Source organism: Thiothrix sp. UBA5583 (assembly GCA_002425225.1).
Lineage (GTDB): Bacteria > Pseudomonadota > Gammaproteobacteria > Thiotrichales > Thiotrichaceae > Thiothrix > Thiothrix moscowensis.
This window is the reverse complement of sequence record DILV01000014.1, coordinates 1-24,495: the sequence shown is the minus strand read 5'-3', so window position 1 is coordinate 24,495 and position 24,495 is coordinate 1. Positions and strand designations below refer to the sequence as shown.

26 protein-coding genes and 1 pseudogene are annotated in these 24,495 nt (G+C 54.1%); 25 read left to right on the top strand and 2 right to left on the bottom strand.

Features of this window, described 5'->3' with window-relative positions; genetic code table 11:
* The 24 genes from B2U47_RS04605 to iscX all read left to right on the top strand — a co-directional run.
* Positions 1-1,030, top strand: a 1,030-nt coding sequence (locus B2U47_RS04605) for an N-6 DNA methylase (protein ID WP_296683009.1), incomplete at its 5' end; no start/stop codon positions are given.
* Between the two features lie 50 nt (positions 1,031-1,080).
* Complete coding sequence (locus tag B2U47_RS04600) at positions 1,081-1,332, top strand: type II toxin-antitoxin system Phd/YefM family antitoxin (protein WP_296677633.1); 252 nt, start codon at positions 1,081-1,083, stop codon at positions 1,330-1,332.
* The gene (locus tag B2U47_RS04595) at positions 1,322-1,795 is read left to right on the top strand and encodes a putative toxin-antitoxin system toxin component, PIN family (RefSeq protein WP_296677635.1); all 474 of its coding nucleotides are present in this window, start codon (positions 1,322-1,324) and stop codon (positions 1,793-1,795) included. The genes B2U47_RS04600 and B2U47_RS04595 overlap by 11 nt, the downstream gene beginning before the upstream one ends.
* A gap of 150 nt (positions 1,796-1,945) precedes the next feature.
* Positions 1,946-3,370, top strand: a complete 1,425-nt coding sequence (locus B2U47_RS04590) for a restriction endonuclease subunit S (protein ID WP_296677638.1) — start codon at positions 1,946-1,948, stop codon at positions 3,368-3,370.
* The gene (locus B2U47_RS04585) at positions 3,367-3,687 is read left to right on the top strand and encodes a hypothetical protein (RefSeq protein ID WP_296677641.1); all 321 of its coding nucleotides are present in this window, start codon (positions 3,367-3,369) and stop codon (positions 3,685-3,687) included. The genes B2U47_RS04590 and B2U47_RS04585 overlap by 4 nt, the downstream gene beginning before the upstream one ends.
* Entirely contained in the window at positions 3,684-4,352 is a 669-nt protein-coding gene (locus tag B2U47_RS04580) for a virulence RhuM family protein (RefSeq protein ID WP_296677643.1), read from the top strand. Before B2U47_RS04585 ends, B2U47_RS04580 begins: the two co-directional genes overlap by 4 nt.
* Complete coding sequence (locus B2U47_RS04575; RefSeq protein ID WP_296677646.1) at positions 4,349-4,981, top strand: metallophosphatase domain-containing protein; 633 nt, start codon at positions 4,349-4,351, stop codon at positions 4,979-4,981. Before B2U47_RS04580 ends, B2U47_RS04575 begins: the two co-directional genes overlap by 4 nt.
* A gap of 52 nt (positions 4,982-5,033) precedes the next feature.
* Positions 5,034-6,284 carry an AAA family ATPase gene (locus B2U47_RS04570; protein ID WP_296677648.1) on the top strand — a complete coding sequence of 417 codons (1,251 nt, stop codon included), beginning with the start codon at positions 5,034-5,036 and terminating at the stop codon, positions 6,282-6,284.
* Positions 6,281-6,790: a hypothetical protein gene (locus B2U47_RS04565; protein WP_296677651.1), complete on the top strand. Its 510-nt coding sequence runs from the start codon at positions 6,281-6,283 to the stop codon at positions 6,788-6,790. Before B2U47_RS04570 ends, B2U47_RS04565 begins: the two co-directional genes overlap by 4 nt.
* The gene (locus B2U47_RS04560) at positions 6,790-10,104 is read left to right on the top strand and encodes a type I restriction endonuclease subunit R (RefSeq protein WP_296677654.1); all 3,315 of its coding nucleotides are present in this window, start codon (positions 6,790-6,792) and stop codon (positions 10,102-10,104) included. The genes B2U47_RS04565 and B2U47_RS04560 overlap by 1 nt, the downstream gene beginning before the upstream one ends.
* Positions 10,104-10,727: a YkgJ family cysteine cluster protein gene (locus B2U47_RS04555; protein ID WP_296677656.1), complete on the top strand. Its 624-nt coding sequence runs from the start codon at positions 10,104-10,106 to the stop codon at positions 10,725-10,727. Before B2U47_RS04560 ends, B2U47_RS04555 begins: the two co-directional genes overlap by 1 nt.
* Positions 10,727-13,138, top strand: a complete 2,412-nt coding sequence (locus tag B2U47_RS04550) for a carbamoyltransferase HypF (protein WP_296677659.1) — start codon at positions 10,727-10,729, stop codon at positions 13,136-13,138. The genes B2U47_RS04555 and B2U47_RS04550 overlap by 1 nt, the downstream gene beginning before the upstream one ends.
* A 37-nt stretch (positions 13,139-13,175) precedes the next feature.
* Positions 13,176-13,955, top strand: a complete 780-nt coding sequence (cysE, locus tag B2U47_RS04545; RefSeq protein WP_296677660.1) for a serine O-acetyltransferase — start codon at positions 13,176-13,178, stop codon at positions 13,953-13,955.
* Between the two features lie 21 nt (positions 13,956-13,976).
* The gene (locus B2U47_RS04540) at positions 13,977-14,546 is read left to right on the top strand and encodes a hypothetical protein (protein WP_296677663.1); all 570 of its coding nucleotides are present in this window, start codon (positions 13,977-13,979) and stop codon (positions 14,544-14,546) included.
* A gap of 13 nt (positions 14,547-14,559) precedes the next feature.
* Positions 14,560-14,907 (top strand): hypothetical protein, encoded by a 348-nt coding sequence (locus B2U47_RS04535; protein WP_296677665.1) that lies wholly within the window; start codon positions 14,560-14,562, stop codon positions 14,905-14,907.
* The gene (locus B2U47_RS04530; protein WP_296677668.1) at positions 14,898-15,854 is read left to right on the top strand and encodes a hypothetical protein; all 957 of its coding nucleotides are present in this window, start codon (positions 14,898-14,900) and stop codon (positions 15,852-15,854) included. Before B2U47_RS04535 ends, B2U47_RS04530 begins: the two co-directional genes overlap by 10 nt.
* A 69-nt stretch (positions 15,855-15,923) precedes the next feature.
* Positions 15,924-16,394, top strand: coding sequence for an Rrf2 family transcriptional regulator (locus tag B2U47_RS04525; protein ID WP_296677671.1), 471 nt, complete (start codon positions 15,924-15,926; stop codon positions 16,392-16,394).
* Positions 16,395-16,416: 22 nt separating this feature from the next.
* A complete protein-coding gene (locus tag B2U47_RS04520) occupies positions 16,417-17,640 on the top strand; it encodes an IscS subfamily cysteine desulfurase (protein WP_296677673.1) in 1,224 nt (407 codons plus the stop codon).
* 22 nt (positions 17,641-17,662) lie between these two features.
* Positions 17,663-18,049, top strand: coding sequence for a Fe-S cluster assembly scaffold IscU (iscU, locus tag B2U47_RS04515; RefSeq protein WP_296677678.1), 387 nt, complete (start codon positions 17,663-17,665; stop codon positions 18,047-18,049).
* Between the two features lies 1 nt (position 18,050).
* On the top strand, positions 18,051-18,371 hold the full coding sequence (gene iscA, locus B2U47_RS04510; protein ID WP_296677681.1) for an iron-sulfur cluster assembly protein IscA: 321 nt from the start codon (positions 18,051-18,053) through the stop codon (positions 18,369-18,371).
* Positions 18,371-18,910 (top strand): Fe-S protein assembly co-chaperone HscB, encoded by a 540-nt coding sequence (gene hscB / locus B2U47_RS04505; RefSeq protein WP_296677684.1) that lies wholly within the window; start codon positions 18,371-18,373, stop codon positions 18,908-18,910. Before iscA ends, hscB begins: the two co-directional genes overlap by 1 nt.
* A gap of 7 nt (positions 18,911-18,917) precedes the next feature.
* Positions 18,918-20,780, top strand: a complete 1,863-nt coding sequence (gene hscA / locus B2U47_RS04500; RefSeq protein ID WP_296677689.1) for a Fe-S protein assembly chaperone HscA — start codon at positions 18,918-18,920, stop codon at positions 20,778-20,780.
* A gap of 4 nt (positions 20,781-20,784) precedes the next feature.
* Positions 20,785-21,123: an ISC system 2Fe-2S type ferredoxin gene (gene fdx / locus B2U47_RS04495; RefSeq protein WP_296677692.1), complete on the top strand. Its 339-nt coding sequence runs from the start codon at positions 20,785-20,787 to the stop codon at positions 21,121-21,123.
* Between the two features lie 9 nt (positions 21,124-21,132).
* Positions 21,133-21,333: a Fe-S cluster assembly protein IscX gene (iscX, locus tag B2U47_RS04490; protein WP_296677694.1), complete on the top strand. Its 201-nt coding sequence runs from the start codon at positions 21,133-21,135 to the stop codon at positions 21,331-21,333.
* Between the two features lie 12 nt (positions 21,334-21,345).
* Here the strand turns inward: iscX and B2U47_RS04485 are convergent, their stop codons facing one another.
* Positions 21,346-22,902, bottom strand: coding sequence for a M23 family metallopeptidase (locus B2U47_RS04485; protein ID WP_296677697.1), 1,557 nt, complete (start codon positions 22,900-22,902; stop codon positions 21,346-21,348).
* Between the two features lie 244 nt (positions 22,903-23,146).
* Here B2U47_RS04485 and tyrS point away from each other — a divergent pair, with 244 nt between their 5' ends.
* Complete coding sequence (tyrS, locus tag B2U47_RS04480; RefSeq protein WP_296677699.1) at positions 23,147-24,346, top strand: tyrosine--tRNA ligase; 1,200 nt, start codon at positions 23,147-23,149, stop codon at positions 24,344-24,346.
* 34 nt (positions 24,347-24,380) lie between these two features.
* Here the strand turns inward: tyrS and B2U47_RS17290 are convergent.
* Positions 24,381-24,495 (bottom strand): annotated as a pseudogene (locus B2U47_RS17290) (IS1595 family transposase); the annotation flags it as partial.

Sequence of the window (24,495 nt, the reverse complement as noted above, 5' to 3'; positions counted from 1 at the left end):
AGCATCACTTCCGGTCACACCCATTTATGACCCATGTTGTGGTTCGGGTGGGATGTTCGTGCAGTCGGTCAAGTTTGTGCAAAGTCACCACGGCAACCAGAAAGACATTTCCATCTACGGGCAGGAAAACACCGGCACGACCTACAAGCTGGCGAAAATGAACCTTGCGATCCGGGGCATTGCCGGGAACCTGGGCGATGTGCCAGCCGATACCTTTTTCAAGGATCAGCACCCCGACCTGAAAGCCGATTTCATCATGGCTAACCCGCCCTTCAACCTGAAGGATTGGCGCGGGGCGGATGAGCTGACCACTGATCCGCGCTGGTCGGGCTACGCCGTACCGCCTACTGGCAATGCCAACTATGCATGGATTTTGCACATGATTGCCAAGCTCTCCGCCAACGGGGTGGCTGGCTTTGTGATGGCGAATGGCTCCATGTCCACCAACACCAACTCGGAAGGTGAAATCCGCCGCAAGATCATCGAAAACGATCTGGTCGACTGCATGATTGCGTTGCCGGGGCAGCTCTTTTACACCACGCAGATTCCGGTGTGTTTGTGGTTCCTGACCAAGAGCAAGAGCCCTCACCCCAACCTTCTCCCGGAGGGCGAGGTAGAACAGCAGTTCCGTGACCGACGCGGTGAAACGCTGTTCATCGACGCCCGTAACATGGGGACGATGCTTGACCGCACCCACAAGGAACTGACCAGCGACGACATCGCCGAGATTGCCCGCACTTATCATGCCTGGCGCGGTGAAAAGAAAGACGGCAACTACGCAGACAAAGCCGGATTCTGCAAGGCAGCCACGCTGGACGACATCAAGGCCAATGACTACGTGTTGACGCCGGGGCGCTACGTCGGTGCGGCTGAAATCGAAGACGACGGCATCGCCTTTGAAACCAGGATGGCGGAACTGAGCAGCACGCTCTACCAGCAGATGCAGGCAGCGGAACGGCTGGATGCGGTGATCCGCCAGAATCTGGACATGCTGGGTTATGGAGAAAACCCTTCCGCTCGTAATGACTGAATCGAACGATTCGCCTAAAATAGTCGTTACTGAAATAAGGAGGACAGGTCATGCAAACAATGACTGCAAATGAAGCAAAAACCCACTTCGGTGAGTTTATCGACAAAGCCCAAAGACGCCCGATTGGTGTTACCCGCCGGGGGCGCTTGGTGGGGATCATGATGCCGCCGGAAGACTATGAGCAGATGCGTCAGTTTTATGCTGACCGCTTACGGAAAACAGCGGAACAGGTCGGGAAACGTGCAGAGGCAATGGGGCTGACAGAGGAAATGCTGGAAGAGCTGTTAGCTGATGAAAGTTGAGCCGATTGTTGTTGATACCAATGTTTTGCTCAGTTTTGTGATTCGCCCGCATGGATTCATCGGTGAGGTTGTCAGTTGGTTACTGGATAACCGGCAATTGATTTTTTGCACTGAGACTTTTGATGAGCTGAAAACCCGTCTGTGGCGGCCTAAATTTGACCGTTACGTGACAATTGAAGAACGCAAGCTATTCCTGAACGATTATGCGATGAATGCAGGATGGGTTGAAATTACCAATGAACTCAAGTTTTCCCGTGACCCTGATGACAACAAATTCATCGAAACAGCTTTGGTCGCCTCCGCCCCAGTTTTGGTCAGTGGAGACAGCGACTTGCTGAATGTGCGTGTAGATAATCTGGAAATCCTCACACCACGCCAGTTTGCCGAAAAGTATATCGACGTAGTTCAATACTGGATTCATGAAACCAGTGGTGAGTATATCGTGAAGGAAAGTGCCGTCTGATGACCAACTCCATGCCAGCGAAGAAGCCCCTCCCCAGCCCTCCCCTTATCAGGGAAGAGAGCAAGAAAGACGTGCCACCCTCTTGTTCCTCCCCTGATAAGGGGAGGTTAGGAGGGGTTTCTTCCTCAACCATTCTGGCAGAGGTAGCCGATGCCTGACGCTATTACTGCCCAATCACTTTTTCAAGAAATTAATCCGAATTGGCATCTTCTATCTTTGGAAAGCATTTGTGAAGACATTTTTGATTGCCCTCACTCTACCCCAAAATTAGTTGGGCATAGTAATTACTATATGGTTCGCACCCAAGACATCAGAAGCGGATTTCTTGATGTATCCAATGCAGTATTTGTTTCAGAAGAGGCTTATGCAGATCGAACTAAACGAACCATACCAGTACATGGTGATATTTTACTGAGTCGAGAAGGGACTTATTTTGGTGATGCAGCAGAAGTACCGGAAAACTTAAATGTCTGCTTAGGCCAGAGAATGGTCTTATTGCGCCCAAAATCAGAGCTGATTAAAAGCTCATTTTTAAGAATCTGGATAAACTCAACAACATTTCAACGATATTTACTTGGATTTCGGGACGGAACCGTTGCTGAACGGCTTAATGTTTCAACAATCAAGAAACTTCCGATACCTGTTCCATCGCTAAAAGAGCAAGAGAAAATCATTTCACAGCTCATACCAATAGAGGGAAAAGAATCAATTAACCGCCAGATGAACGCCACGCTGGAAGCCATGGCGCAAGCCCTGTTCAAAAGCTGGTTTGTGGACTTCGACCCGGTGCTGGATAACGCGCTGGCGGCAGGCAATCCTATCCCGGACGAACTTCAGGACAAGGCCGCCGCCCGTGAAGCCTTGGGCGATGCCCGCAAGCCGTTGCCGGAGGACATCGCCGCGCTGTTTCCTGCTGCGTTTGTGTGGACGGAGGAAATGGGGTGGATACCGGCGGGGTGGGAGGTTGGATCAATAAAAGATTTTGGAAAGGTTGTTACCGGTAAAACTCCTCCAAAAGCAATTAGCGATGCTTACAGTGAACATGGCGTGCCCTTTATTACACCAACTGATATTGACGATCAGCTATTTCTTACCAAAACCAACCGATTTCTGAGTGCATCAGGACAGGATTCCATAAAGAAACAAAAAATATCCTCTGGTTCTCTGAGTGTTACTTGTATTGGAAGTCAAATGGGAAAAACTATCGTAGCACCCAGCGACTCTTATACAAATCAGCAAATAAACTCCATCGTATTTCATGAACATGAGTATAGAAATTATCTCCTGTTTAATCTGAGAGGACGCAGGGAGGAAATATTTTCATTGGGTAGTAGCGGCTCAACAATGCCAATCATCAACAAAGCAACTTTTGAGGGGCTAACTACGTTGTTACCTAGCAGTAAGATTTTAAAAAGCTTTGGCCTACAAACAGATAGTTTATTAGAGTCAATTTTGCGGAGTGAGCTACAAAATATTACTTTGACTCAATTACGGGATGCGCTGCTGCCGAAGCTGCTATCCGGCGAATTGCGGATTCCAGATGCGGAAAAGCTGGTGGAGGAGATACAACCATGAAACCCGGAAAACACGACATAAAAGTAAATGTTCTGATTCAAGGCGATGAATTAGATGCCTTGCAGGATATTTCCGGTTATTTTACCGAATGTTTTGGACTGGATGACAGGATTTATAACTACAAAGGTGTCAGGCCACTTGGCTTATACAGTTGGGACTTTGATTGTCTGATTGCAGGTATCGAAGCGGCGCTTGAAAGCAAAAGCCCGTATCTGAAACTTTCACCCACAGCAGTGCAAGCCTTATCTGACTTGCTTACCAGAGTCAAAGCATTGGATGCCGAGACTTATCCCTATAAATCAGGAAGCTGCGAATGAACAAAAAACAAATCGAAATCTACCAGACATCTGATGGTCAAACCCAAATCAATGTTCAGATAGATGCAGAAACAGTCTGGTTAAACCGTCTTCAGCTTGCAGAGTTGTTTGATCGTGATGTGAAAACGATCGGCAAACATACCACTAATATTTTCAAGGAAGGGGAGCTAGACAAACCTTCAGTTATCGCAAATTTTGCGACAACTGCGGCGGATGGCAAAACCTATCAAGTTGAACACTACAATTTGGATGTGATCATCTCGGTCGGCTACCGTGTCAAATCACAACGAGGTACACAGTTTCGCGTCTGGGCAACCCAGCGCTTGCGCGAACATCTGGTGCAAGGCTACACCCTCAACCGCCAACGCTTCGACCAAAACGCCGCCGAACTCGAACAGGCATTAGCCCTGATCAAAAAAGCCGCCCAAAGCCCCGAACTGGATACCAACGCCGGGCGCGGACTGGTCGAAATCGTCAGCCGTTACACCCAAACCTTCCTCTGGTTGCAACGCTATGACGAAGGCTTGCTGGAAGAACCCAACGGCGAAACCGGCGGCATCCTGCCCACACCTGAAATCGCCATGCAGGCGCTCGGCGAACTGAAACAACAACTCATGCAGCGCAATGAAGCCACCGACATGTTCGCTCGGGAATCAAGGCCATGAAACTGACTTTCCTCTCCGACACCCATTCCCTGCACGATAGGCTACCTGCCATCGGCGCAGGCGACGTGCTGATCCACTGCGGCGATTTCACCGGACGCGGTACGCTGGACGACACGCTGCTGTTCGCCGAATTCATGGCAACGCAGCCCTTCACCCACAAGATTGTGATTGCCGGAAACCACGATTGGTGCTTTGAAGACAAACGCCGCAAAATCGCCGAACACATCCTCAAAGAATACGGCATCATTTACCTCAACGACTCCGGCATTGAAATTGATAGGGTAAAATTCTGGGGTTCGCCCATCCAACCCGAATTCATGAACTGGGCATTTAACCGCGAACGGGGTGAAGCCATCCGCCAACACTGGGACAAAATCCCCGCCGGTACTGACGTGCTGATTACCCACGGCCCCGCGTCCGGCATCCTCGACCAGTGTTACAACGGTTTCAACGCCGGGTGCGAAGACTTGCTACACGTGATCAAACGCATCAAACCGCGCATCCACGCCAGCGGTCACATCCACGAAGCCTACGGCAAAAAGAAAGTCGGCAAGACCCTGTTCATCAACGCCTGCATTCTGGACGAACGCTACCGGGTGCGGAACCCGCCGGTTGAGGTGGAGCTATAATGTTGAAAAAGTCTATAAACTAACACTGGCTGACAAGTTTAAGGAGCCTGTTGTGATAAAAGAACTGAAACTGAAACACTGGAAGAGCTTTGATGAGGCAACGCTCTACATCGACCCGCTGACCATCATCATCGGCACTAATGCCAGTGGCAAATCCAACACGCTGGATGCATTGCTTTTTCTGCATCGCGTCAGTTTGGGTATCGGTATCTTCCAAGCCATTAACGGTGATGTCAGTCTGTCTGCACTGCGTGGAGGCATGGAGTGGGTATGCCTGAAACCCAACCGCCAATTCTCGCTGGAAATCATTACTGATGGTCTAAGCAGCAAACAGGATTACCGTTACCACCTGACTGTGGAAGTCAACGGCACAAAAGCGGAGGTACTTCGCGAGGAATTGGTGGCAATCAACCATCGCACACGTAGCGATCCAATTGAGAAAATTCTGTTCGGTACTAAACACGAAGAATCCAATACGCCAGCGATTCCAGCCTATTTTTCCACTGGAACCCGCAGTAGCGGCAAGCGGGTTGACCTGAATCGCACACATATAATCTTGAGCCAAGCGGATACCCTTAATTTACGCAAGGAAGTACAGGAAGCCTCCCGCCATGTACTCACTCAACTCCAGCGCATTTTTGTGTTTGACCCCATCCCCAGCCATATGCGTGATTACACCCCTTTGTCTGATAAATTGTTGGCGGATGGTTCCAATATCGCTGGCGTGTTAGCCGGACTGGAAGCCCCACGCAAACAGGAAGTGGAGCAAACACTGACCCGTTACCTACGGGCATTACCAGAACGTGACATTCAACGAGTCTGGACTGAAACAGTTGGAAAGTTCAATACAGACGCCATGCTGTACTGCGAGGAAGGATGGTCAGCTAACGCTACTCATGAAATTGACGCCCGTGGCATGTCAGACGGCACCTTGCGCTATCTGGGCATCGTGGCAGCCTTGTTGACCCGCGAACCCGGTAGCCTGCTGGTAATTGAAGAGGTTGATAACGGCCTGCATCCATCCCGCGCTTATGTTCTGCTGGATATGCTCAAAACACTGGGCATGGAACGGAAAATTGATGTCATCGTCACCACACATAACCCAGCCTTGCTGGATGCTGCCGGAGTACGCATGTTGCCATTCATTACCGTTGCGCATCGTGATGAAAACTCTGGCGTCAGTGAACTCAAGCAACTGGAAGATTTACAACAACTCCCCAAACTGTTGGCTTTAGGTAGTCTCGGCAAACTGAGTAGCGAAGGGCGGATTGAATCAGCCTTAAAACTGGAGGATCAACAGTGAGCAAAGTGTTGATCATTGATACCAGCATCCTCTGTGTATGGCTAGATGTCCCCGGCATGGACTCTTGCGGGCCTGATCATGACCGATGGGACAAGCAGCGAGTCGACGCAAAGATTGAGCGGGAAAAGGCTTCCAATACAACGTTTGTCCTGCCTCTGGCCACCATCATTGAAACCGGCAACCATATTGCCCAGGCATCCCATAGCCGCAAAGAACGGGCTGACGCGCTGGCAGAAATCATGTGCAAGAGCGCAGAGGATCAGGAACCATGGGCAGCATTTGCCCACCAGTCTGAATTATGGTCGCCAGAAGGTTTGAAAGCTCTGGCGGAAAGCTGGCCAACGCTGGCGGCCAGAAGAATTTCCATCGGTGACGCCACCATCAAGGATGTTGCGGAGTATTACGCCCAGTTACGCTTTGAGGTTGAAATTCTGACAGGGGATCAAGGCTTGAAAGCCTATCAACCTGTCGCCCCGGTAGAAACACCCCGGCGACGGAGAAGATAGTGGCGAAATTCACCGAGGAAAAACTGGAGCAAGCCATCATCACCCTGCTGGGCGCACAGGGCTACCCGCATGTGCGCGGCGACACCCTGACCCGCAACCCGCAGGATGTACTGCTGCCAGACGAGCTGCGCACCTACCTGCAAAACCGCTACGCCGTTGAGGGCATCACATCCGGTGAAATCGAGCAGATCGTGCGCCACCTCGACAACCTGCCCGCCTCCGACCTGTACGACAGCAACAAGGCCATCATGAAGCTGGTCGCCGACGGTTTCCTGCTCAAGCGCGAAGACCGCAGCCAGAAAGACCTCTACATCCAGCTCATCGACTACAGCGACCTGAGCGCACAACGCATTCCCGCAGCGGGAACGGTGGCAGAAATTGGCGATGACTTTCAGGCCAGCTACCACAGCAAAAACCGCTACAAACTGGTCAACCAGCTCGACATCGAAGGCTTTGAGAAACGCATCCCCGACGCCATCCTCTACATCAACGGCCTGCCGCTGGTAGTGTTCGAGTTCAAAAGCGCCATCCGCGAAGAAGCGACCATCCATGACGCTTACGTGCAGCTTACCACCCGCTACCGCCGCGATATTCCCGAACTGCTCAAATACAACGCCCTGTGTGTGATCTCGGACGGGGTAAACAGCAAGGTTGGCTCACTGTTCGCCCGCTACGAATTTTTCTACGCTTGGCGCAAGGTCACGGGTGATGAAAATCTGGCGGTGGATGGGATCAACTCGTTGCATACCCTGATCCAAGGCTTGTTCGACAAGCGCCGCCTGCGTGACGTGATCCGCAACTTCATTTACTTGCCGGATGCTTCCCGCAAGGAAGACAAAGTGGTGTGCCGTTACCCGCAGCATTACGCCGCCACCAAGCTCTACGACAATATCCTGCAACACCGCAAACCGCACGGCGACGGCAAGGGCGGCACGTATTTCGGCGCAACGGGTTGCGGCAAAAGCTACACCATGCTGTTCCTCGCCCGCCTGTTGATGCGCAGTGTGGAACTCGCCAGCCCGACCATCGTGCTGATTACCGACCGCACCGACCTCGACGACCAGCTTTCCGGGCAGTTCGTCAAAGCCAAGAGCTACATCGGTGACGACGCCATCATCAGCGTGGAAAGCCGCCAGCATTTGCGCGAACTGCTCAAAGGCCGCACCAGCGGCGGCGTGTTCCTCACCACCATCCACAAATTCACCGAAGACATCGAACTGCTGTCGGAACGCAGCAACATCATCTGCATTTCCGACGAAGCCCACCGCAGCCAGATCAACCTCGACCAGAAAATCCGCGTCACCGAACAAGGAGTGAAGCGCACTTTCGGTTTCGCCAAATACCTGCACGACTCGCTGCCTAACGCCACGTATGTTGGCTTCACTGGCACGCCGGTGGATGCAACCCTGGATGTTTTCGGCAAGATCGTCGACAGCTACACCATGACCGAATCGGTCAGGGACGACATCACGGTACGTATCGTCTACGAAGGCCGTGCCGCCAAAGTTTTCCTCGACAACCGCAAGCTGGAGGAAATCGAAGCCTACTACCAGCAATGCGCGGAAGATGGAGCCAGCGCTTACCAGATTGAGAAAAGCAAGAAAGCCTCTGCCAATATGGGCGCAATCCTCGGCGACCCTGACCGTATCAAGGCACTCGCCGCCGATTTCGTCACACATTACGACAACCGTGTAGCCGAAGGCGCAACCCTCAAAGGCAAAGCCCTATTCGTGTGCAGCAAGCGCGAAATCGCCTGGGATTTCTACCGCGAAGTCATCGCCCTGCGCCCGCAGTGGGCTGAGGTTTTACCCTCACGATCTCCATCCTCCACCCCCCATCCCCAGCCCTTCCCCCGCAAGGAGGGAAGGGAGCAAGATACTCAGGACAAAGCCCCTGCCCCCCTTGCGGGGGAAGGGGTTGGGGATGGGGGGAATAACAAACTCAAGCCCATCGAACGCCTGAAACTGGTAATGACACGCGGCAAGGATGACCCCAAGGAGCTGTACGAGCTGCTGGGAACCAAGGAATACCGCAAGGAACTTGACCGCCAGTTCAAGGAGCCGAAATCCAATTTCAAGATCGCCATCGTGGTGGATATGTGGCTGACTGGCTTTGACGTGCCGGAACTGGATTCCATCTACATCGACAAGCCGATCCAGCGCCACAGCCTGATCCAGACCATTTCCCGCGTGAACCGCAAGTTTGCGGGCAAGAACAAGGGGCTGGTGGTGGATTACATCGGCATCAAGCGACAGATGAATCAGGCGCTCAAGCAATATTCCAAGGGCGACGCAGACAACTTCGAGGAAATCCAGCAATCCATCATCGCCGCCAAGGATCAGCTCGACCTGCTCGACAAGCTGTTCCACCCCTTCGACAGCAGCCCGTATTTCCACGGCGCACCGACAGCACAATTGCAATGCCTGAATCTTGCCGCTGAATTCGTACAGCTTACCCAAAAGCTCGAACAGCGTTTCATGGGGCTGGTGAAACGCCTCAAGGCAGCTTACGACATCTGTTCCGGCAGTGATGCTTTCACCCAGCAGGAACGCGACCGCATCCACTTCTACTTGGCGGTGCGCTCCATCGTTTTCAAGCTCACCCGTGGCGATGCGCCCGACACCGCGCAGATGAACGCCAAAGTGCGCGACATGATCAAAGACGCGCTGCAAAGCGATGGGGTGGAGGAAATCTTCAAGCTGGGCGATGAGGATGCCGGGGCAGTCGACCTGTTTTCCGACGACTACCTCACCAAGATTGACAAGATCAAACTGCCCAACACCAAAATCAAGCTGCTGCAACAGCTACTCGAACGCGCCATCGCCGAATTCAAGAAGACCAACCGCGCCAAGGGCGTGGACTTTTCCAAACAGTTCAAGGCGCTGGTCGACCGCTACAACGAGCGCGACGAACAGAATGTGCTGGTCAGCAACGTGCTGGATGACTTCGCCAACGAAATCATCGACCTGTTCCACGCCCTGCAACGTGAAAAGGCATCCTTCGCCGACCTCGGTATCGACTTCGAGGAAAAGGCTTTCTACGACATCCTCAAGGGGCTGGCAGTCAAATACGATTTCACTTACCCGGAAGACAAGCTGTTAACTCTCGCCCAAGCGGTGAAAGCGGTCGTGGATGATAAGAGCAAATACACCGACTGGAACCAGCGTGATGACATCAAAGCCGAACTGAAAGTTGACCTGATTATCCTGCTGGCACAGCACGGCTACCCGCCGGTTGACCGCGATGAGGTTTACAAGGAAATCTTCGCGCAGGCGGAGAATTTCAAACAATACCGCCACACAGAGAACCACTAATGAGCAAAAAACCCGCCTACGGCAAACCCCAGCGCCTGAAGTTTCCTGCCGAAGAAGCCGCCAACAAGTGGCTGGGCTACGCTTTCGATGCTTACTACCGTGCAGATGTCGGGGTAGCCAAAGGCATCGAGCAGGCAGAACGCCAAGGTCGCAAACTGGCTTGTGCCAAGGGCTGCTCCAGTTGCTGCAAGAGCCACACTACCATCCCGATTTTCCCGCTGGAAATGCTGGGGCTGTATTGGTACGTCAGCAAAATCATGCCAGCGGATGCACGTAACCGCCTGAAAGCACAGCTTGCCAGCCATGTTCCCGGCAACCCTTGCCCGTTCCTGCTGGAGGGTGTGTGCAGCGTCCACCCGATGCGCCCGCTGGCTTGCCGCCATTTCAATGTGTTCGATCAGGTGTGTGCGGAAGGTGAAGACGCTTTCCACACCCGCCGCGAGGATGTGCTGACACCCATCAAGTACCATCAGGATGCGGCTTACGCGGCGATGCTGCCCTTCCACGGTTTCACCACCCCGGCACAGCAACAGGTTGCCATGCAGCACCGTTATATCCAGCAGCAGGCGCAAGTGTTGCAGGAAATGGATTGGGCGCATCTGGCTGCGCGTATTGACGAGTGATGGCACGGCGCATCCGCATCAGCGGGCTGGTGCAAGGGGTGGGTTTCCGCCCGAATCTCTGGCGGCTGGCGCATGACTGCCAGATTGCCGGAACCGTGTGCAACGACAGTTCCGGCGTACTGGTCGAAGCGTGGGGAAGTGATGCCGCGCTGAAAGCCTTCCTGCATGGTTTGCATACCGATATTCCCCCGCTGGCACGGATTGACAGCATTCAGACAGAACCGCTGGTGGCGGATTGCCCGCACGATGATTTCCGCATTATTGCCAGTGGCGAAGGTGACATTCACACCGGCATCGTGCCGGATGCAGCCATCTGCCCAGCCTGTCATGCCGATATTTTCGACCCGCACAACCGCCGCTACCGTTATCCGTTCACCAATTGCACCCATTGCGGGCCACGGTTGAGCATTGTACAGGGCATCCCCTACGACCGTGCCAACACCAGCATGTCCGGCTTCACCCTCTGTCCCGAATGCCAGCAGGAATATACCAACCCTGCTGACCGCCGTTTCCATGCCCAGCCCAATGCCTGCCCGGTGTGTGGCCCTGAACTGTGGCTGGAAGACATGGCGGGGCAACAGATGGAAGCCCGCAACGGGGAACGGGATTGCATTGATACCGCCAGCCGCTTGCTACGGGCAGGGCAGATCCTTGCCATCATGGGGCTGGGTGGTGTGCATTTGGCTTGTGATGCCAGCAATGAAACCGCAGTGGCTGAATTGCGCCGCCGCAAACGCCGTTACCAGAAACCGCTGGCACTGATGGCACGGGATTTGGGGGTGATCGGGCAGTATTGCCGGGTGGGAGAGGCAGAGGCGGCGCTGTTGGGCAGCAAACATGCGCCGATTGTGTTGCTGGAACGTAAGATCCCCCCCATCCCCAGCCCTTCCCCCGCAAGGGGTGAAGGGAGCAAGAAGCCAGATGGAGTTTCTGGTTCCCTCACCCCTTGCGGGGGAGGGTTAGGGTGGGGGGTGTCTTGCGGCCCCATGCTTGGCTTCATGCTCCCCTACACCCCGCTGCACGCCCTGCTGCTGGAATCCTGGGACACGCCACTGGTGATGACCAGTGCCAACCTCAGCGAAGAGCCGCAATGCATCAGTGTGGAGGAAACCCGCCAGCGGATGCAGGGCATTGCCGATTACCTGTTGCTACACAACCGCCCGATCGTCAACCGGGTGGATGATTCCGTGGTCAGGGTGCTGGCAGGCAAACCGCGCATCATGCGCCGCGCCCGTGGTTATGCCCCCGAAACCTTGCCCTTGCCGGAAGGTTTCGCCACTTCCCCTCCGCTGCTGGCGATGGGTGGCGAGTTGAAGAATACCTTTGGCCTATTGCGTGACGGGCAGGTGATCCTCTCCCAGCATCTGGGCGATCTGGAAGAGATGCGTACCTGGAAGGAATACGCGCATACCTTGCAGCTTTACCGGCAGTTGTTCGGGCATCAGCCTGCTGCCATCGTGGTGGACAAACACCCCGGCTACCGCTCCACCCAGTTGGGGCAACAGTGGGCGCGGGAACAGGGTTTGCCGCTGCTCGCAGTGCAGCACCATCATGCCCACGTTGCCGCCTGCATGGCGGAAAATGGCTGGCCTTTGCAGGGCGGCAAGGTGCTGGGCATTGTGCTGGATGGGCTGGGCTATGGTGATGACGGCACGATCTGGGGCGGCGAGTTCCTGCTGGTGGATTACACCAATTACCAGCGGCTGGGGCATTTTAAACCCGTACCGATGCCGGGTGGAACGCAAGCCATTCTGCAACCGTGGCGCAATACCTGGGCGCACCTGCGGCAACTCGGCTGGCAGGAAGTCAGTGCTGCCTGTAACGGGCTGGAACTGTTCGATTTCCTGCAAGCACAACCGCTGGCAACGCTGGAAACCATGCTGGCACGCGGCTTGAATTCGCCACTGACCAGTTCCTGCGGGCGGCTGTTTGATGCAGTGGCGGCGGCACTCGGTTTCAGCCGTGACGCTATCAGTTACGAAGGCCAGGCTGCCATCGAACTGGAAGCCGCGACTCCGTCACAATGGCTGCCAATGGTTGCGCCGTATCCGTTTGGGCTGGAACGCAGCCCCAGCGGTGCATGGCAACTTGACGCGACTCCCATGTGGTATGAATTGCTCAGGGATTTGCAGGCAGGCTATCCGCGTGCTGCCATTGCTGCACATTTCCATCAGGGGATTATTCATGCCGTTGCCGAGTTGGCAGGCAAGCTGTGTGCCGAACATCCCGACATACAGGCGGTCGCCCTGTCAGGGGGTGTGTTGCAGAATGCCTTGCTGTTCAACGGCTTGCTGGCAAGGCTGGCGGAGCAGGGCAGGCAGGTGCTGACCCATGCACGTGCTCCTGCCAACGATGGTGGGCTTGCCCTTGGGCAGGCAGCCATTGGCGCAGCCCGGCGGATGCAGGCATAATGCGCTGTCTTACCCCCGCCACAGCTTGAGGAATCGCATGTTTGCCCGCATCCGCGAAGACATTTACTGCATCTTTGATCGTGACCCCGCTGCCCGCAACGTTTTTGAAATCGTCACCACTTACCCCGGCGTCCATGCCATCCTGATTCACCGTGTCAGCCACTGGTTGTGGGGTAACGGTTTCAAGTGGTTGGCGCGGGTGCTTTCCAACGTTGCCCGCCTGTTTACCGGTATCGAAATCCACCCCGGTGCAACCATCGGGCGGCGCTTTTTCATCGACCACGGTATGGGTGTGGTGATCGGTGAAACGGCTGAAATCGGTGATGACTGCACCCTTTACCACGGCGTTACCTTGGGTGGAACCAGTTGGCAAAAAGGCAAGCGCCACCCCACTCTTGGCAATGATGTGGTCATCGGCGCAGGCGCAAAAATCCTCGGCCCCATCACGCTGGCAGACGGTGCGCGGGTCGGTTCCAACGCGGTGGTGGTAAAAGATGTGCCAGAAGGTGCAACCGTCATCGGCATTCCCGGCAAAATCATTACCCCGCGCAAGCTGCACGAAAAACGCCGTGAAGAAATCGCTGAGAAAATGGGTTTCGATGCCTACGGTGCAACTCAGGACATGCCTGACCCGGTAGCCAACGCAGTCAACCGGGTGCTTGACCATATCCATTTGATGGATGAACGCATGGACAAACTGTGCGAAGAAGTTCATCGTTTGGGGGGCAAGCTGGAAGTTGTGCCGTTGCCCATGTTGCAAGCCGAAGGTTTCGGCTCAGACCAAGGCAAAACGGCGGCTTCCAACTCAACCCAATAAGTTCTGATGGAGGGAGTTCCCATGAAAACAACACTGAAAATTTCCCTGACGGCAGTGTGCCTGCTACTGGCTCACAGCGCGGTGGCAGATCTCATCCTGCCTGAAGTGGCGGAAGCGCAAAAACGTTTCAACGACAATCCCGGTATTTTCGACCAGACCGACCAGTACTGCACCGACAAGGCGATTGATGCAGCCTGCACCTTGCCGGGCAACGCCTTTGAAGGTGGTGGCAACGGTCAATGCAAGCGTGAACTGACCGGGTTGAAGATTTCCCTGCAATGCCAGCGCACCGACAGCGTGGAAATTGACCGCAAGATTCCTGATACTTTCAGCGTGACACCACCATTCCCCAAAGTGGCTGACCGTTTCTGTACACAGAAAAAAGCGGGTGATGCCTGCACGGTCGAGCTGACCCATAATGGCAAGCCGGAATCCTACCCCGGTGTGTGCGCAGAAAGTCAGGATGAGCAAGGCTACCGTTTACGCCCGCAAGTGCGCCTGCTGTTGAGTTGCCAGCCTGCCAGCAAAGCCCCGGAACGGACATACACCCCGGTTGGGACAATAAAGAAAATTTTCTCACAAAGCCTGTAAGTAATTCCTCAGCATGAGCCTGACGCAAACCGCTGCGCTGGGCATGACGCTGGCGGTGGAAGTGCCGCTGGTCATGCTGCTGGCAAGACGCTGGCATATCGCTTGGGTGCGTAGCCTGCCGGTTGCGCTGCTGGCCTCCTGTTTGACTCACCCACTGGCATGGAAACTGTCGTGGGTAGCCAGCGTCCTATTACAGACCGCGCATTATCCGGTCTGGTTTGTGGCGATTGAAGCGGGTGTGTGGCTGTTGGAAGCGTTGGTATTCCACTTTGGTTTGCGGCTGGGCTGGCAACGTGCCTGCGTTTTATCGTTAGTGGTCAATCTCGCATCCGCACTGTTTGGAGTATTGCTATGGGCGTAAGCGAGCATCAGCCGTTTGCCTTGTCAGGTTGGGAGCTGGGTATGGTGTCTGTCGGGTTGGTATGCGCCGCCATGCTTGCACCGCTACCCTTGTACCTTGTTGCCCTGACCCTGTTCGGTTTGCCGCATGTGTTGTGGGAGTTACACTGGATACGTCAGACTTACCGCCTGCATATTCCCAACGGGATGTGGCTGGCATGGTGGGGCATTCTGGGCATACAGGCCAGTAGCCGTCTGGGGGCATGGGCGGGTTGGGTGACGGTTGACCTGACTTTGCTGGTCGATGTGTTGACGCTGGTTGTGTTGCTGTGGGTGGCAGCAGGCATGGCCTGGCGGGTAGGGACACTACGTGCCGGTTTACTGGCAGGGTTGGCAGTTGGCTTGGGTGCAGCCTTGTTGTGGGTGGTGGAACAGGGTGATGTTCTCGGGGTGCTGGTGTTTCTGGCGATTGTGCATAACTTTACCCCGTTGTTGCTGGTGGCTCATGGTCAATATTTCAGTGTATTTCCGGCAAGAACGGTACTGCTGGCCTTGTTCAGCTTGCCCGTGTTGGTGATGATCTTGCTGTTGCTGGCGGGTATGCCTGCACCGGAAACGACAGGCTGGTGGATGCCAAGTGAGGCAAGCTGGTTACAGCAGCATTTGCCGTCCGGGTTTGCGGCTGCGTTGTCCGCTTTGGTGCTGGCGCAGTGTTTGCATTACTACAGCGTTATCCGCTTGTTGCCCACCACACTGGCAGCCCCGGCAGGGCGTTTCTGGTTATGGGGCATGTTGGCGGTGTCCCTGAGCCTGACCGTGTATTTCATGACGGATTTCAAGGCGGCGCGGCAATTGTATGCCGTGGCGGCTGGTGTCCATGCGTGGCTGGAGTTTCCGCTGATTCTGTTGTTGTTAAGTGGTTTGGGGATAGGCACAGAACAGGCTGATAGTCCAAAAGGGATAATCTGAATCCGAATACTTGACTAAATTTGTCAAGTATTGTTAGGATGCCACTCAGCGTGAACGGAGAACATCATCATGAAACTGACTACCAAGGGTCGTTATGCGGTAACGGCCATGCTGGATCTGGCCTTGCACAATGGGGATCAGCCAGTGTCGCTGGCGGAAATTTCGGAAAGGCAGGATATATCACTTTCCTACCTGGAGCAACTGTTTGCCAAGCTGCGCAAGGCCGGGCTGGTAGTCAGTATGCGTGGCCCCGGTGGTGGCTACCAGTTGAATGGCGACCCTGCCAGCATTGTGGTGGCTGACATCATCAGCGCGGTGGATGAGCATGTGGATGCAACCCGCTGTGGTGGTCTGGGTGATTGCCAGGACAACAAACGTTGCCTGACCCACGATTTGTGGATGGATTTGAGCAACCAGATCCGGGTATTCCTATCAGAAATTACCCTTGCCGACATGACCTCCAAGCTGGAAGTGCAGGAAACGGCAGCACGGCAAGGCAGCAAGCGCATTGATTTCCGTTCTATTACGCATACCCATTAATGTTCAGTGCAGGACAAGCCCAATGAGTGAAGTAAAAACACCCATCTATTTCGATTACGCCGCCTCTACCCCGGTTGACCCGCGTGTTGCCGAAAAAATGATGAAACACCTGACACTGGATGGCGTTTTCGGCAACCCTGCCTCCAAAAGCCATGCCTTTGGCTGGGCAGCGGAAGAAGCGGTGGAAGCTGCCCGTGCCGACGTTGCTGCACTGATTAATGCCGATGCCAAGGAAATCGTCTGGACGAGTGGCGCAACCGAATCCAACAACCTTGCCATCAAAGGTGCGGCGCATTTCAACGAACGTCGCGGCAAGCACATTATTACTTGCAAGACCGAACACAAAGCGGTGCTGGATACCTGCCGCCAACTGGAACGCGAAGGTTTTGAAGTCACCTACCTTGACCCTGAACCCAACGGCCTGGTTGACCTCGACAAATTGAAAGCGGCGATGCGCCCGGATACCACCGTGGTTTCCATCATGCACGTCAACAACGAAATCGGCGTGATTCAGGACATCGCTGCCATTGGCGAAATGTGCCGCGCCAACAAGACGGTATTCCACGTTGATGCCGCGCAAAGTGCTGGCAAAGTGCCGATCGACATGGAAGCCCTCAAAGTTGACATGATGAGCTTTTCCGCCCACAAGATTTATGGCCCGAAAGGTATCGGTGCGCTGTATGTACGCCGCAAGCCGCGTGTGCGTATTGAAGCGCAAATGCACGGCGGCGGTCATGAGCGCGGGATGCGTTCCGGTACATTGCCTACCCACCAGATTGTCGGCATGGGCGAAGCCTTCCGTATTGCCAAAGCAGAAATGAACGCCGAAAATGACCGTATCCTGATGCTGCGTAACCGTTTGTATGACGGTTTGAAAAACATCGAGGAAGTGTACGTAAACGGCGATCTGGAGCGGCGTGTTGCCGGTATCCTCAACATCAGCTTCAACTACGTGGAAGGCGAAAGCCTGATGATGTCGTTGAAAGGTCTGGCAATGTCCTCCGGTTCTGCCTGTACCAGTTCCAGCCTTGAACCGAGCTACGTGTTACGTGCGCTGGGGCGTAGTGATGAACTGGCACACAGTTCCCTGCGCCTGTCGATGGGGCGTTTCAGCACGGTGGAGGAAGTGGATTACGCCATTGAACGCATCCACGCCGCCGTCGAAAAATTGCGTGAACTATCCCCGTTGTGGGAAATGTTCAAGGAAGGCATCGACCTGAGCAAGGTTGAATGGGTGTCGCATTAATAGTTGGTTTGGAGATTGAAACATGGCATACGGTGAAAAGGTCATTGACCACTACGAAAACCCCCGCAATGTGGGCAGCTTCAACAAGGCAGATGTGAACATCGGCACAGGCATGGTTGGCGCACCCGCGTGCGGTGACGTGATGAAACTGCAAATCAAGGTCAACGAGCAGGGCATTATCGAAGACGCCAAGTTCAAGACCTACGGCTGCGGTTCGGCGATTGCCTCGTCCAGCCTGCTGACCGAATGGGTCAAAGGCAAAACTCTGGAAGAAGCCAAGCAGATCAAGAACACCGATATTGCGGCGGAACTGGATTTGCCCCCGGTGAAAGTCCACTGTTCGGTACTGGCGGAAGACGCGATCCGTTCCGCGATTGAAGACTACCAGAAGAAACAGGCAGGCGAATAACATGATTACCTTGACTGAATCTGCCGCTGCCCGCGTCAACAAGTTCATTGCCAACCGTGGCAAAGGCTTGGGGTTACGCTTAGGGGTGAAAACCAATGGTTGTTCCGGTATGGCTTACGTCATGGAATTTGTGGATGAGCTTCAGGCTGAGGATACCGTGTTTGAAAGCCTCGGCGTGAAAGTCATCGTTGACCCCAAAGCATTGGTGTACCTTGACGGTACGGAAGTCGATTACGCCCGCGAAGGCTTGAACGAAGGCTTCAAGTTCATCAATCCCAACGAAAAAGCGCGTTGCGGTTGTGGTGAGAGCTTTACCGTCTGATGCTGGCAGAACTGCAACAGGACTATTTCACCCTGTTCGGCTTGCCGCACCAGTTTGTGCTGGATGATGCAGCACTGGTGGGGCGTTTCCGCGCCCTCCAGTCGCAATACCACCCCGACCGTTTCGCCAGTGGCAGTGACCAGGAACGGCGGCTGGCGGTGCAAATTACCTCGCACCTCAACGAAGCCTATGAAACCTTGCGCCAGCCACGCTTGCGGGCGCGTTACCTGTTGGTATCCGCCGGGGTGGAAATCAACGACGAGCGCGACACCATCGCCGACCCCGCTTTCCTGATGCAGCAGATGGAAATGCGCGAATCCCTTGAGGACGCAGAGCTTGCCGCCGACCCGTTTGCCGCGCTGGATGCGGTGGGGGCAGAGATCCGTGCGACCTTGCAAGCCCTCGAAAATGGCTTTGCCAGTGCATGGGCGGCGCAAGATTTCCCGACTGCCAAAAACACCTTGCTGAAAATGCGCTTCTTTGAACGTCTGCGGGAAGACCTGCGCCAACGCGAAGAACGTCTGGAAGACAGCCTCTAGGACACTCATGGCATTACTACAGATTTCCGAACCCGGTATGTCCACCACCGCGCACCAGCATCGGCTGGCGGCGGGCATCGACCTCGGCACAACCAACTCGCTGGTGGCGAGTGTGCGCAGCGGGCAACCGGACACTTTCCCTGACCCACAAGGGCGGCATTTGTTGCCTTCCGTGGTGCGTTATGCGGTGGATGCTGCCCCGGTAGTGGGCGATGCAGCGAAAGCGATGCTTGCCGAAGACCCGTTCAACACCATCGCTTCCGCCAAACGCCTGATGGGGCGCGGGGTAGCGGATGTGAAACAATTGGGCGGGCATTTGCCCTACCAGTTCGTGACGGGTGACTCGGCAGTGCCACGCATCCAGACGGCTGCGGGTGCGGTGTCGGCAGTGGAGGTTTCCGCTGATATTTTGCGCGTCCTTAAGCAGCGGGCGGAAGATACCTTGGGTGGCGATTTGAGCGGGGTGGTGATTACTGTTCCGGCGTATTTCGATGATGCGCAACGTCAAGCCACCAAGGATGCCGCCAAACTCGCTGGTCTGAATGTGTTCCGTTTGCTGAATGAGCCGACAGCGGCGGCGGTCGCCTACGGGCTGGATCAAGGCGCGGAAGGCGTGATTGCTGTCTACGATTTGGGTGGCGGCACGTTCGACATTTCCATTTTGCGTCTGAATAAGGGCGTGTTTGAAGTGTTGGCAACAGGTGGCGATTCCGCGCTGGGTGGTGACGATTTCGACCACGCTATTGCGGAATGGCTGTTGCAGGCAGCCGGATTGGCAGGCAGTGCTGAGCAAAAAATTCTGCGTACCGCACTGGTGGCTGCCCGCAATGCCAAAGAATCACTGACGGATGCCGAATCCGTTACGGTTGTGCTGGGTGAATGGCAAGGCGAACTCACCCGCAGCCACCTGAATACCCTGATTGAGCCGCTGGTGAAAAAGACTTTGCTGGCTTGCCGCCGTGCCTTGCGTGATGCCAACCTCGCCAAAGATGACGTGAAAGATGTCGTCATGGTTGGCGGTTCAACCCGCGTGCTGCTGGTGCGTGAACAAGTCGCCGAGTTTTTCGGCAAACCGCCACTGACCGACATTGACCCCGACCGGGTGGTGGCAATTGGTGCAGCGGTGCAAGCCGACGTGCTAGCGGGCAACAAACCCGATTCCGATATGCTGCTGCTGGATGTGATTCCGCTCTCGTTGGGGCTGGAAACCATGGGCGGCTTGGTAGAAAAAGTCATTCCGCGCAATACCACCATTCCGGTGGCACGGGCGCAGGAATTCACCACCTTCAGGGACGGGCAAACTGCGATGTCCATTCACGTGCTGCAAGGCGAACGCGATACGGTGGAAACCTGCCGTTCGTTGGCGCGTTTCTCGTTGCGTGGCATTCCGCCGATGGTGGCAGGTGCGGCGCGTATCCGCGTGACGTTCCAGGTGGATGCAGATGGCTTGCTCAACGTCACTGCCCAAGAGCAAACCACCGGTATTACGTCGGGGGTGGAGGTGAAACCTTCCTACGGTCTCAGCGACAATGAAATCGAAACCATGTTGCGCGATTCCATGACCCATGCCCGCGATGATATGGAGGCTCGCCGCTTGCGGGAACAGCAGGTCGAAGCTGACCGTTCCATCGAAGCCCTTGATGCGGCGTTGCAAGCCGACGGCAATGAATTGCTGAGTGCCGACGAACGCGCCGTTTTGCTGGATGCCCGTGAGCAATTGGCGCAATTACGCCAAGGCACAGATTTCCGTGCCATCGAAGACGGTATCAAAGCACTGGAAAAAGCGGCAGAAAGCTATGTCGAACGCCGCATGAACAGCAGTATCCGCAAAGCGATGGCGGGTCATCGGGTTGACGAATTCCAAGGATAACACCATGCCAAAATTGATTTTTTTACCGCACGAAGACATTTGCCCGGAAGGGGCGGTGTTTGAGGTTGCGCCCGGTATCAGCATTTGTGACGCTGCCCTTGAAAACGGTATCGACATTGAACACGCTTGCGAGAAGTCGTGTGCTTGCACGACTTGCCATGTGTATATCCGAGAAGGTTTCGATTCGCTGGACGAAGCTACTGATACCGAAGAAGATTATCTGGACAAGGCGTGGGGCGTAGACCCCGATTCGCGCCTGAGCTGCCAAGCGAAAGTCGGAACGGAAGATTTGGTGATTGAATTGCCCAAGTACACCATTAATATGGTGTCAGAACATCACTAAGCAGGAGGATTGGCTATGAAATGGACAGATACACTGGATATTGCCATTGAACTTTATGAGCAACACCCGGATGTTGACCCGCGTTATATCCGTTTTACGGATTTACACACATGGGTGATGGCGTTGGAAGGGTTCAGCGATGATCCTAACAAGTCCAACGAGAAGATTCTTGAAGCCATCCAGATGGCGTGGATGGAAGAATCCGAGTGAGCGGGGGGCTACTTAGCCCCCTTTCTGGTCTTTTTGAGCTTGCTCTGCTGCTGCGAGTTTACGTATGTCAGCAAGTTGTTCCACCATCGAAGATGCAAAGTTTTTGAAGTCTTTCATCTCGGCTTCCGACATGATGCCGATTTGAGGCAGTTCAACAGACATCGGATTCTGTGGCTCACCGTTGATACGGTATTCATAGTGAACGTGATTGCCTGTGGATGTGCCTGTCGAGCCGACATAACCAATCACATCCCCACGTTTGACGGAATTGCCTGACTGCAAGCCTTCCTTGAAGCCGGACATGTGCCCGTAGAGGGTGGTAATACCGTCCATATGCCGCAGTTCGATCACATTACCATAACCGCCCTGACGTCCGATGAATTTAACGCTACCATCGGCAGTGGCGTGGATTGGTGTACCACGAGGGGCAGCAAAATCGGTTCCAGCGTGGGATTTGCGGAACCCGAATACCGGATGACTGCGCATCCCGAAACCGGAACTCATGTGCCCGACCGTGACAGGTTTGCGTTCAAATGCCGTGCGTTTGAGTTCGGTGTCACCATCCGGGCGGAAATAGTCAGTCTTGCCATCAGCCAGCGTAAAACGGATGCGTTGCCAGGTTTCCTTGTTGTTGGAGTATTCGGCTGCTAGCACCTTGTCGGTATAGATGCTTTTCCCCTGGTACTGGAAATCTTCAAAAATAACCCCAACCTTGTCACCAACCCTGACACCTTTCCTGAAATCAACATCCTTGCGGAATACATGGTTGATCTGGCGAGCGACAGAGCCAGACAAGCCCGCCGCCTTGCCATCCTTGGGGATCGAGTGCTTGACGGTAAATGCAATCTTTGATTCACGCATGGCAAAGGCTTCTTCGTCCCATTGACCTGTGTAACCATTATCAGTAGCGGAAACGATATAGGCGCGGTGCTCGTTCTTGGCGTAAATCAGTTGGTCAAGATGATCATCAACTACTTGCACAAAAATGCGTGAACCCGTTTTTAACTCGGCGAGTGATTCTTGAATGCTGGAGGTTTCCAGTAAGGCTTTGGCTGTCTTGCTGAGCTCCAGCTTTGCCATGATGGATTTAAGTGTATCGTCTTCACCTACGACGTGCATCGTCCAGTTGCCCTGATGTGCATCCTGCAAGGCATCGACGGCGTAGCCTGAGTAGGACTCAACAGCAACAGCAGGCAGACTGAGATCTTTCAGTACTTGTCCGGGTGAATTGCTGTCTGGCTGGGAAACCAGGTTCAAGACTTTGCCATCGTCTGGTGTGCTGATCATGGAGTACACAGGAATGTTGCCTAGTGTGGCCAAGCCAACAGCCAGGAACAAAGAGCGGGTAGCGATGTAACGGAGAGGTTTTCTGTTGGCGGGTGGCTTCGCAGATGCGGTATGTTTTCTGTTGACTGATTCCGGTTTGCGTTGCTGTTTTTGTTGTTTTGGTTTGTAATCACCCAGAATGACCACTTCTATGCCACCAACCGGCAGGTTGTAGCGCTTCATGGCCTCATCCCAGCCTTTTTTGGTGCTGGAGGACGGCGGCCTGCGTTTAAACGGTAACAAGGTTCTTACTCCGTGTTTGCAAAATCGTGTTTTATGTTTATGCCTAAAAATAAGGCATAAACTGCTAACCTACGGGAGGTTAGCGGGTCAAGACTGAATTCGCCCTGAACTATCAGTGGCACAGCCTTTTGTCTACAAAGTCACTGACACTTTTCCTAGCATAGCCTAAATATCAGGAAAACTGCTAAGCTAGACCGGATTTTGAAGTCAAATCTGGAATATTGTCAATCTTGGAGCTTACTAGATGGATCAAATTGTTGACATAATCAGCGAATTAGGACGCGGATCCGAGGAAATTCTGGTCGAATCCGAGTTTGCCGAGAAACTGAAAAAGGGTCGCCCCCTGCGCATCAAGGCGGGTTTTGATCCTACTGCACCTGATCTTCATCTAGGCCATACAGTACTTATAAACAAGATGCGCCAGTTTCAGGAGGCCGGACACCATATTTTATTCCTGATCGGTGATTTTACCGGGATGATCGGTGATCCAACCGGAAAATCGGCTACCCGTCCCCCGTTGACGGCAGCGCAGGTTCAACAAAACGCGCAGACTTACCAAGAGCAGATTTTCAAGATACTGGATCCTGATAAAACTGAGATTGTTTTCAACTCAAGTTGGATGAACCAGCTCGGTACGGCAGGGCTGATCCAGTTGGCGGCAAAATATACTGTGGCACGAATGTTGGAGCGTGATGATTTCAGCAAGCGCTACAAATCGGGTCAGTCGATTGCCATTCATGAGTTTCTCTACCCGCTGGTGCAAGGTTACGACTCGGTTGCCTTGAAATCAGATGTGGAACTGGGGGGGACAGACCAGAAGTTCAACCTGCTGGTGGGGCGTGAATTGCAGCGCCAATACGGGCAGGAACAGCAAATTGTCATGACCATGCCTTTGCTGGAAGGGCTGGATGGCATCAATAAGATGTCCAAATCGCTAGGTAACTATATCGGGATCACTGATGCGCCGAACGACATGTTTGGCAAAATCATGTCGATCTCGGATGAATTGATGTGGCGCTATTTTGAGTTGCTCAGCTTCAGGCCTTTGACTGAGTTGAGACGTTTCAGGCAGGATGTGGAGCAGGGTGCGAACCCACGTGACCTCAAGTTCCTGCTGGCAGAAGAGATCATTGCCCGTTTCCACAGCCCAAGTGCGGCAACTGCTGCACGTGAGGACTTCATTGCCCGTTTCCAGAAAGGCACAATGCCTGATGAAATGCCGGAAATCAGTCTGAATGCAGAAAGCGGCGGTATGGCAATTGCCACGCTTTTAAAAGCTGCGGGGTTGGTTGGCAGTACGTCAGATGCTTTGCGCATGATTCAGCAGGGAGGGGTGAAAATTGACGGAGCAAAGGTCGAAGACCGTAGTCTTATGATTCAAAAAGGTATTTCTGCTGTTTTTCAAGTGGGTAAGCGCAAGTTCGCTAGAGTCACCCTACTTTGATAAAAAGTTTTGGCTCATTATGTGTTTCGGGGTCTTAGCCGAGCAGCAGTGACAACAAGGCATGTAACGCAGCTTGCCCCCGTTTCCTGATGTTGTGCAGGCACTCAAAGAAGGCGAGGTAACATGGCAGTTTTTCCTGGGAGATGCCC

Coding starts and splice junctions, on each gene's coding strand:
- B2U47_RS04600 (WP_296677633.1), top strand. CDS start 1,081: ATGCAAACAATGACTGCAAATGAAGCAAAAACCCACTTCGGTGAGTTT.
- B2U47_RS04595 (WP_296677635.1), top strand. CDS start 1,322: ATGAAAGTTGAGCCGATTGTTGTTGATACCAATGTTTTGCTCAGTTTT.
- B2U47_RS04590 (WP_296677638.1), top strand. CDS start 1,946: ATGCCTGACGCTATTACTGCCCAATCACTTTTTCAAGAAATTAATCCG.
- B2U47_RS04585 (WP_296677641.1), top strand. CDS start 3,367: ATGAAACCCGGAAAACACGACATAAAAGTAAATGTTCTGATTCAAGGC.
- B2U47_RS04580 (WP_296677643.1), top strand. CDS start 3,684: ATGAACAAAAAACAAATCGAAATCTACCAGACATCTGATGGTCAAACC.
- B2U47_RS04575 (WP_296677646.1), top strand. CDS start 4,349: ATGAAACTGACTTTCCTCTCCGACACCCATTCCCTGCACGATAGGCTA.
- B2U47_RS04555 (WP_296677656.1), top strand. CDS start 10,104: ATGAGCAAAAAACCCGCCTACGGCAAACCCCAGCGCCTGAAGTTTCCT.
- B2U47_RS04550 (WP_296677659.1), top strand. CDS start 10,727: ATGGCACGGCGCATCCGCATCAGCGGGCTGGTGCAAGGGGTGGGTTTC.
- cysE (WP_296677660.1), top strand. CDS start 13,176: ATGTTTGCCCGCATCCGCGAAGACATTTACTGCATCTTTGATCGTGAC.
- B2U47_RS04540 (WP_296677663.1), top strand. CDS start 13,977: ATGAAAACAACACTGAAAATTTCCCTGACGGCAGTGTGCCTGCTACTG.
- B2U47_RS04535 (WP_296677665.1), top strand. CDS start 14,560: ATGAGCCTGACGCAAACCGCTGCGCTGGGCATGACGCTGGCGGTGGAA.
- B2U47_RS04530 (WP_296677668.1), top strand. CDS start 14,898: ATGGGCGTAAGCGAGCATCAGCCGTTTGCCTTGTCAGGTTGGGAGCTG.
- B2U47_RS04525 (WP_296677671.1), top strand. CDS start 15,924: ATGAAACTGACTACCAAGGGTCGTTATGCGGTAACGGCCATGCTGGAT.
- B2U47_RS04520 (WP_296677673.1), top strand. CDS start 16,417: ATGAGTGAAGTAAAAACACCCATCTATTTCGATTACGCCGCCTCTACC.
- iscU (WP_296677678.1), top strand. CDS start 17,663: ATGGCATACGGTGAAAAGGTCATTGACCACTACGAAAACCCCCGCAAT.
- iscA (WP_296677681.1), top strand. CDS start 18,051: ATGATTACCTTGACTGAATCTGCCGCTGCCCGCGTCAACAAGTTCATT.
- hscB (WP_296677684.1), top strand. CDS start 18,371: ATGCTGGCAGAACTGCAACAGGACTATTTCACCCTGTTCGGCTTGCCG.
- hscA (WP_296677689.1), top strand. CDS start 18,918: ATGGCATTACTACAGATTTCCGAACCCGGTATGTCCACCACCGCGCAC.
- fdx (WP_296677692.1), top strand. CDS start 20,785: ATGCCAAAATTGATTTTTTTACCGCACGAAGACATTTGCCCGGAAGGG.
- tyrS (WP_296677699.1), top strand. CDS start 23,147: ATGGATCAAATTGTTGACATAATCAGCGAATTAGGACGCGGATCCGAG.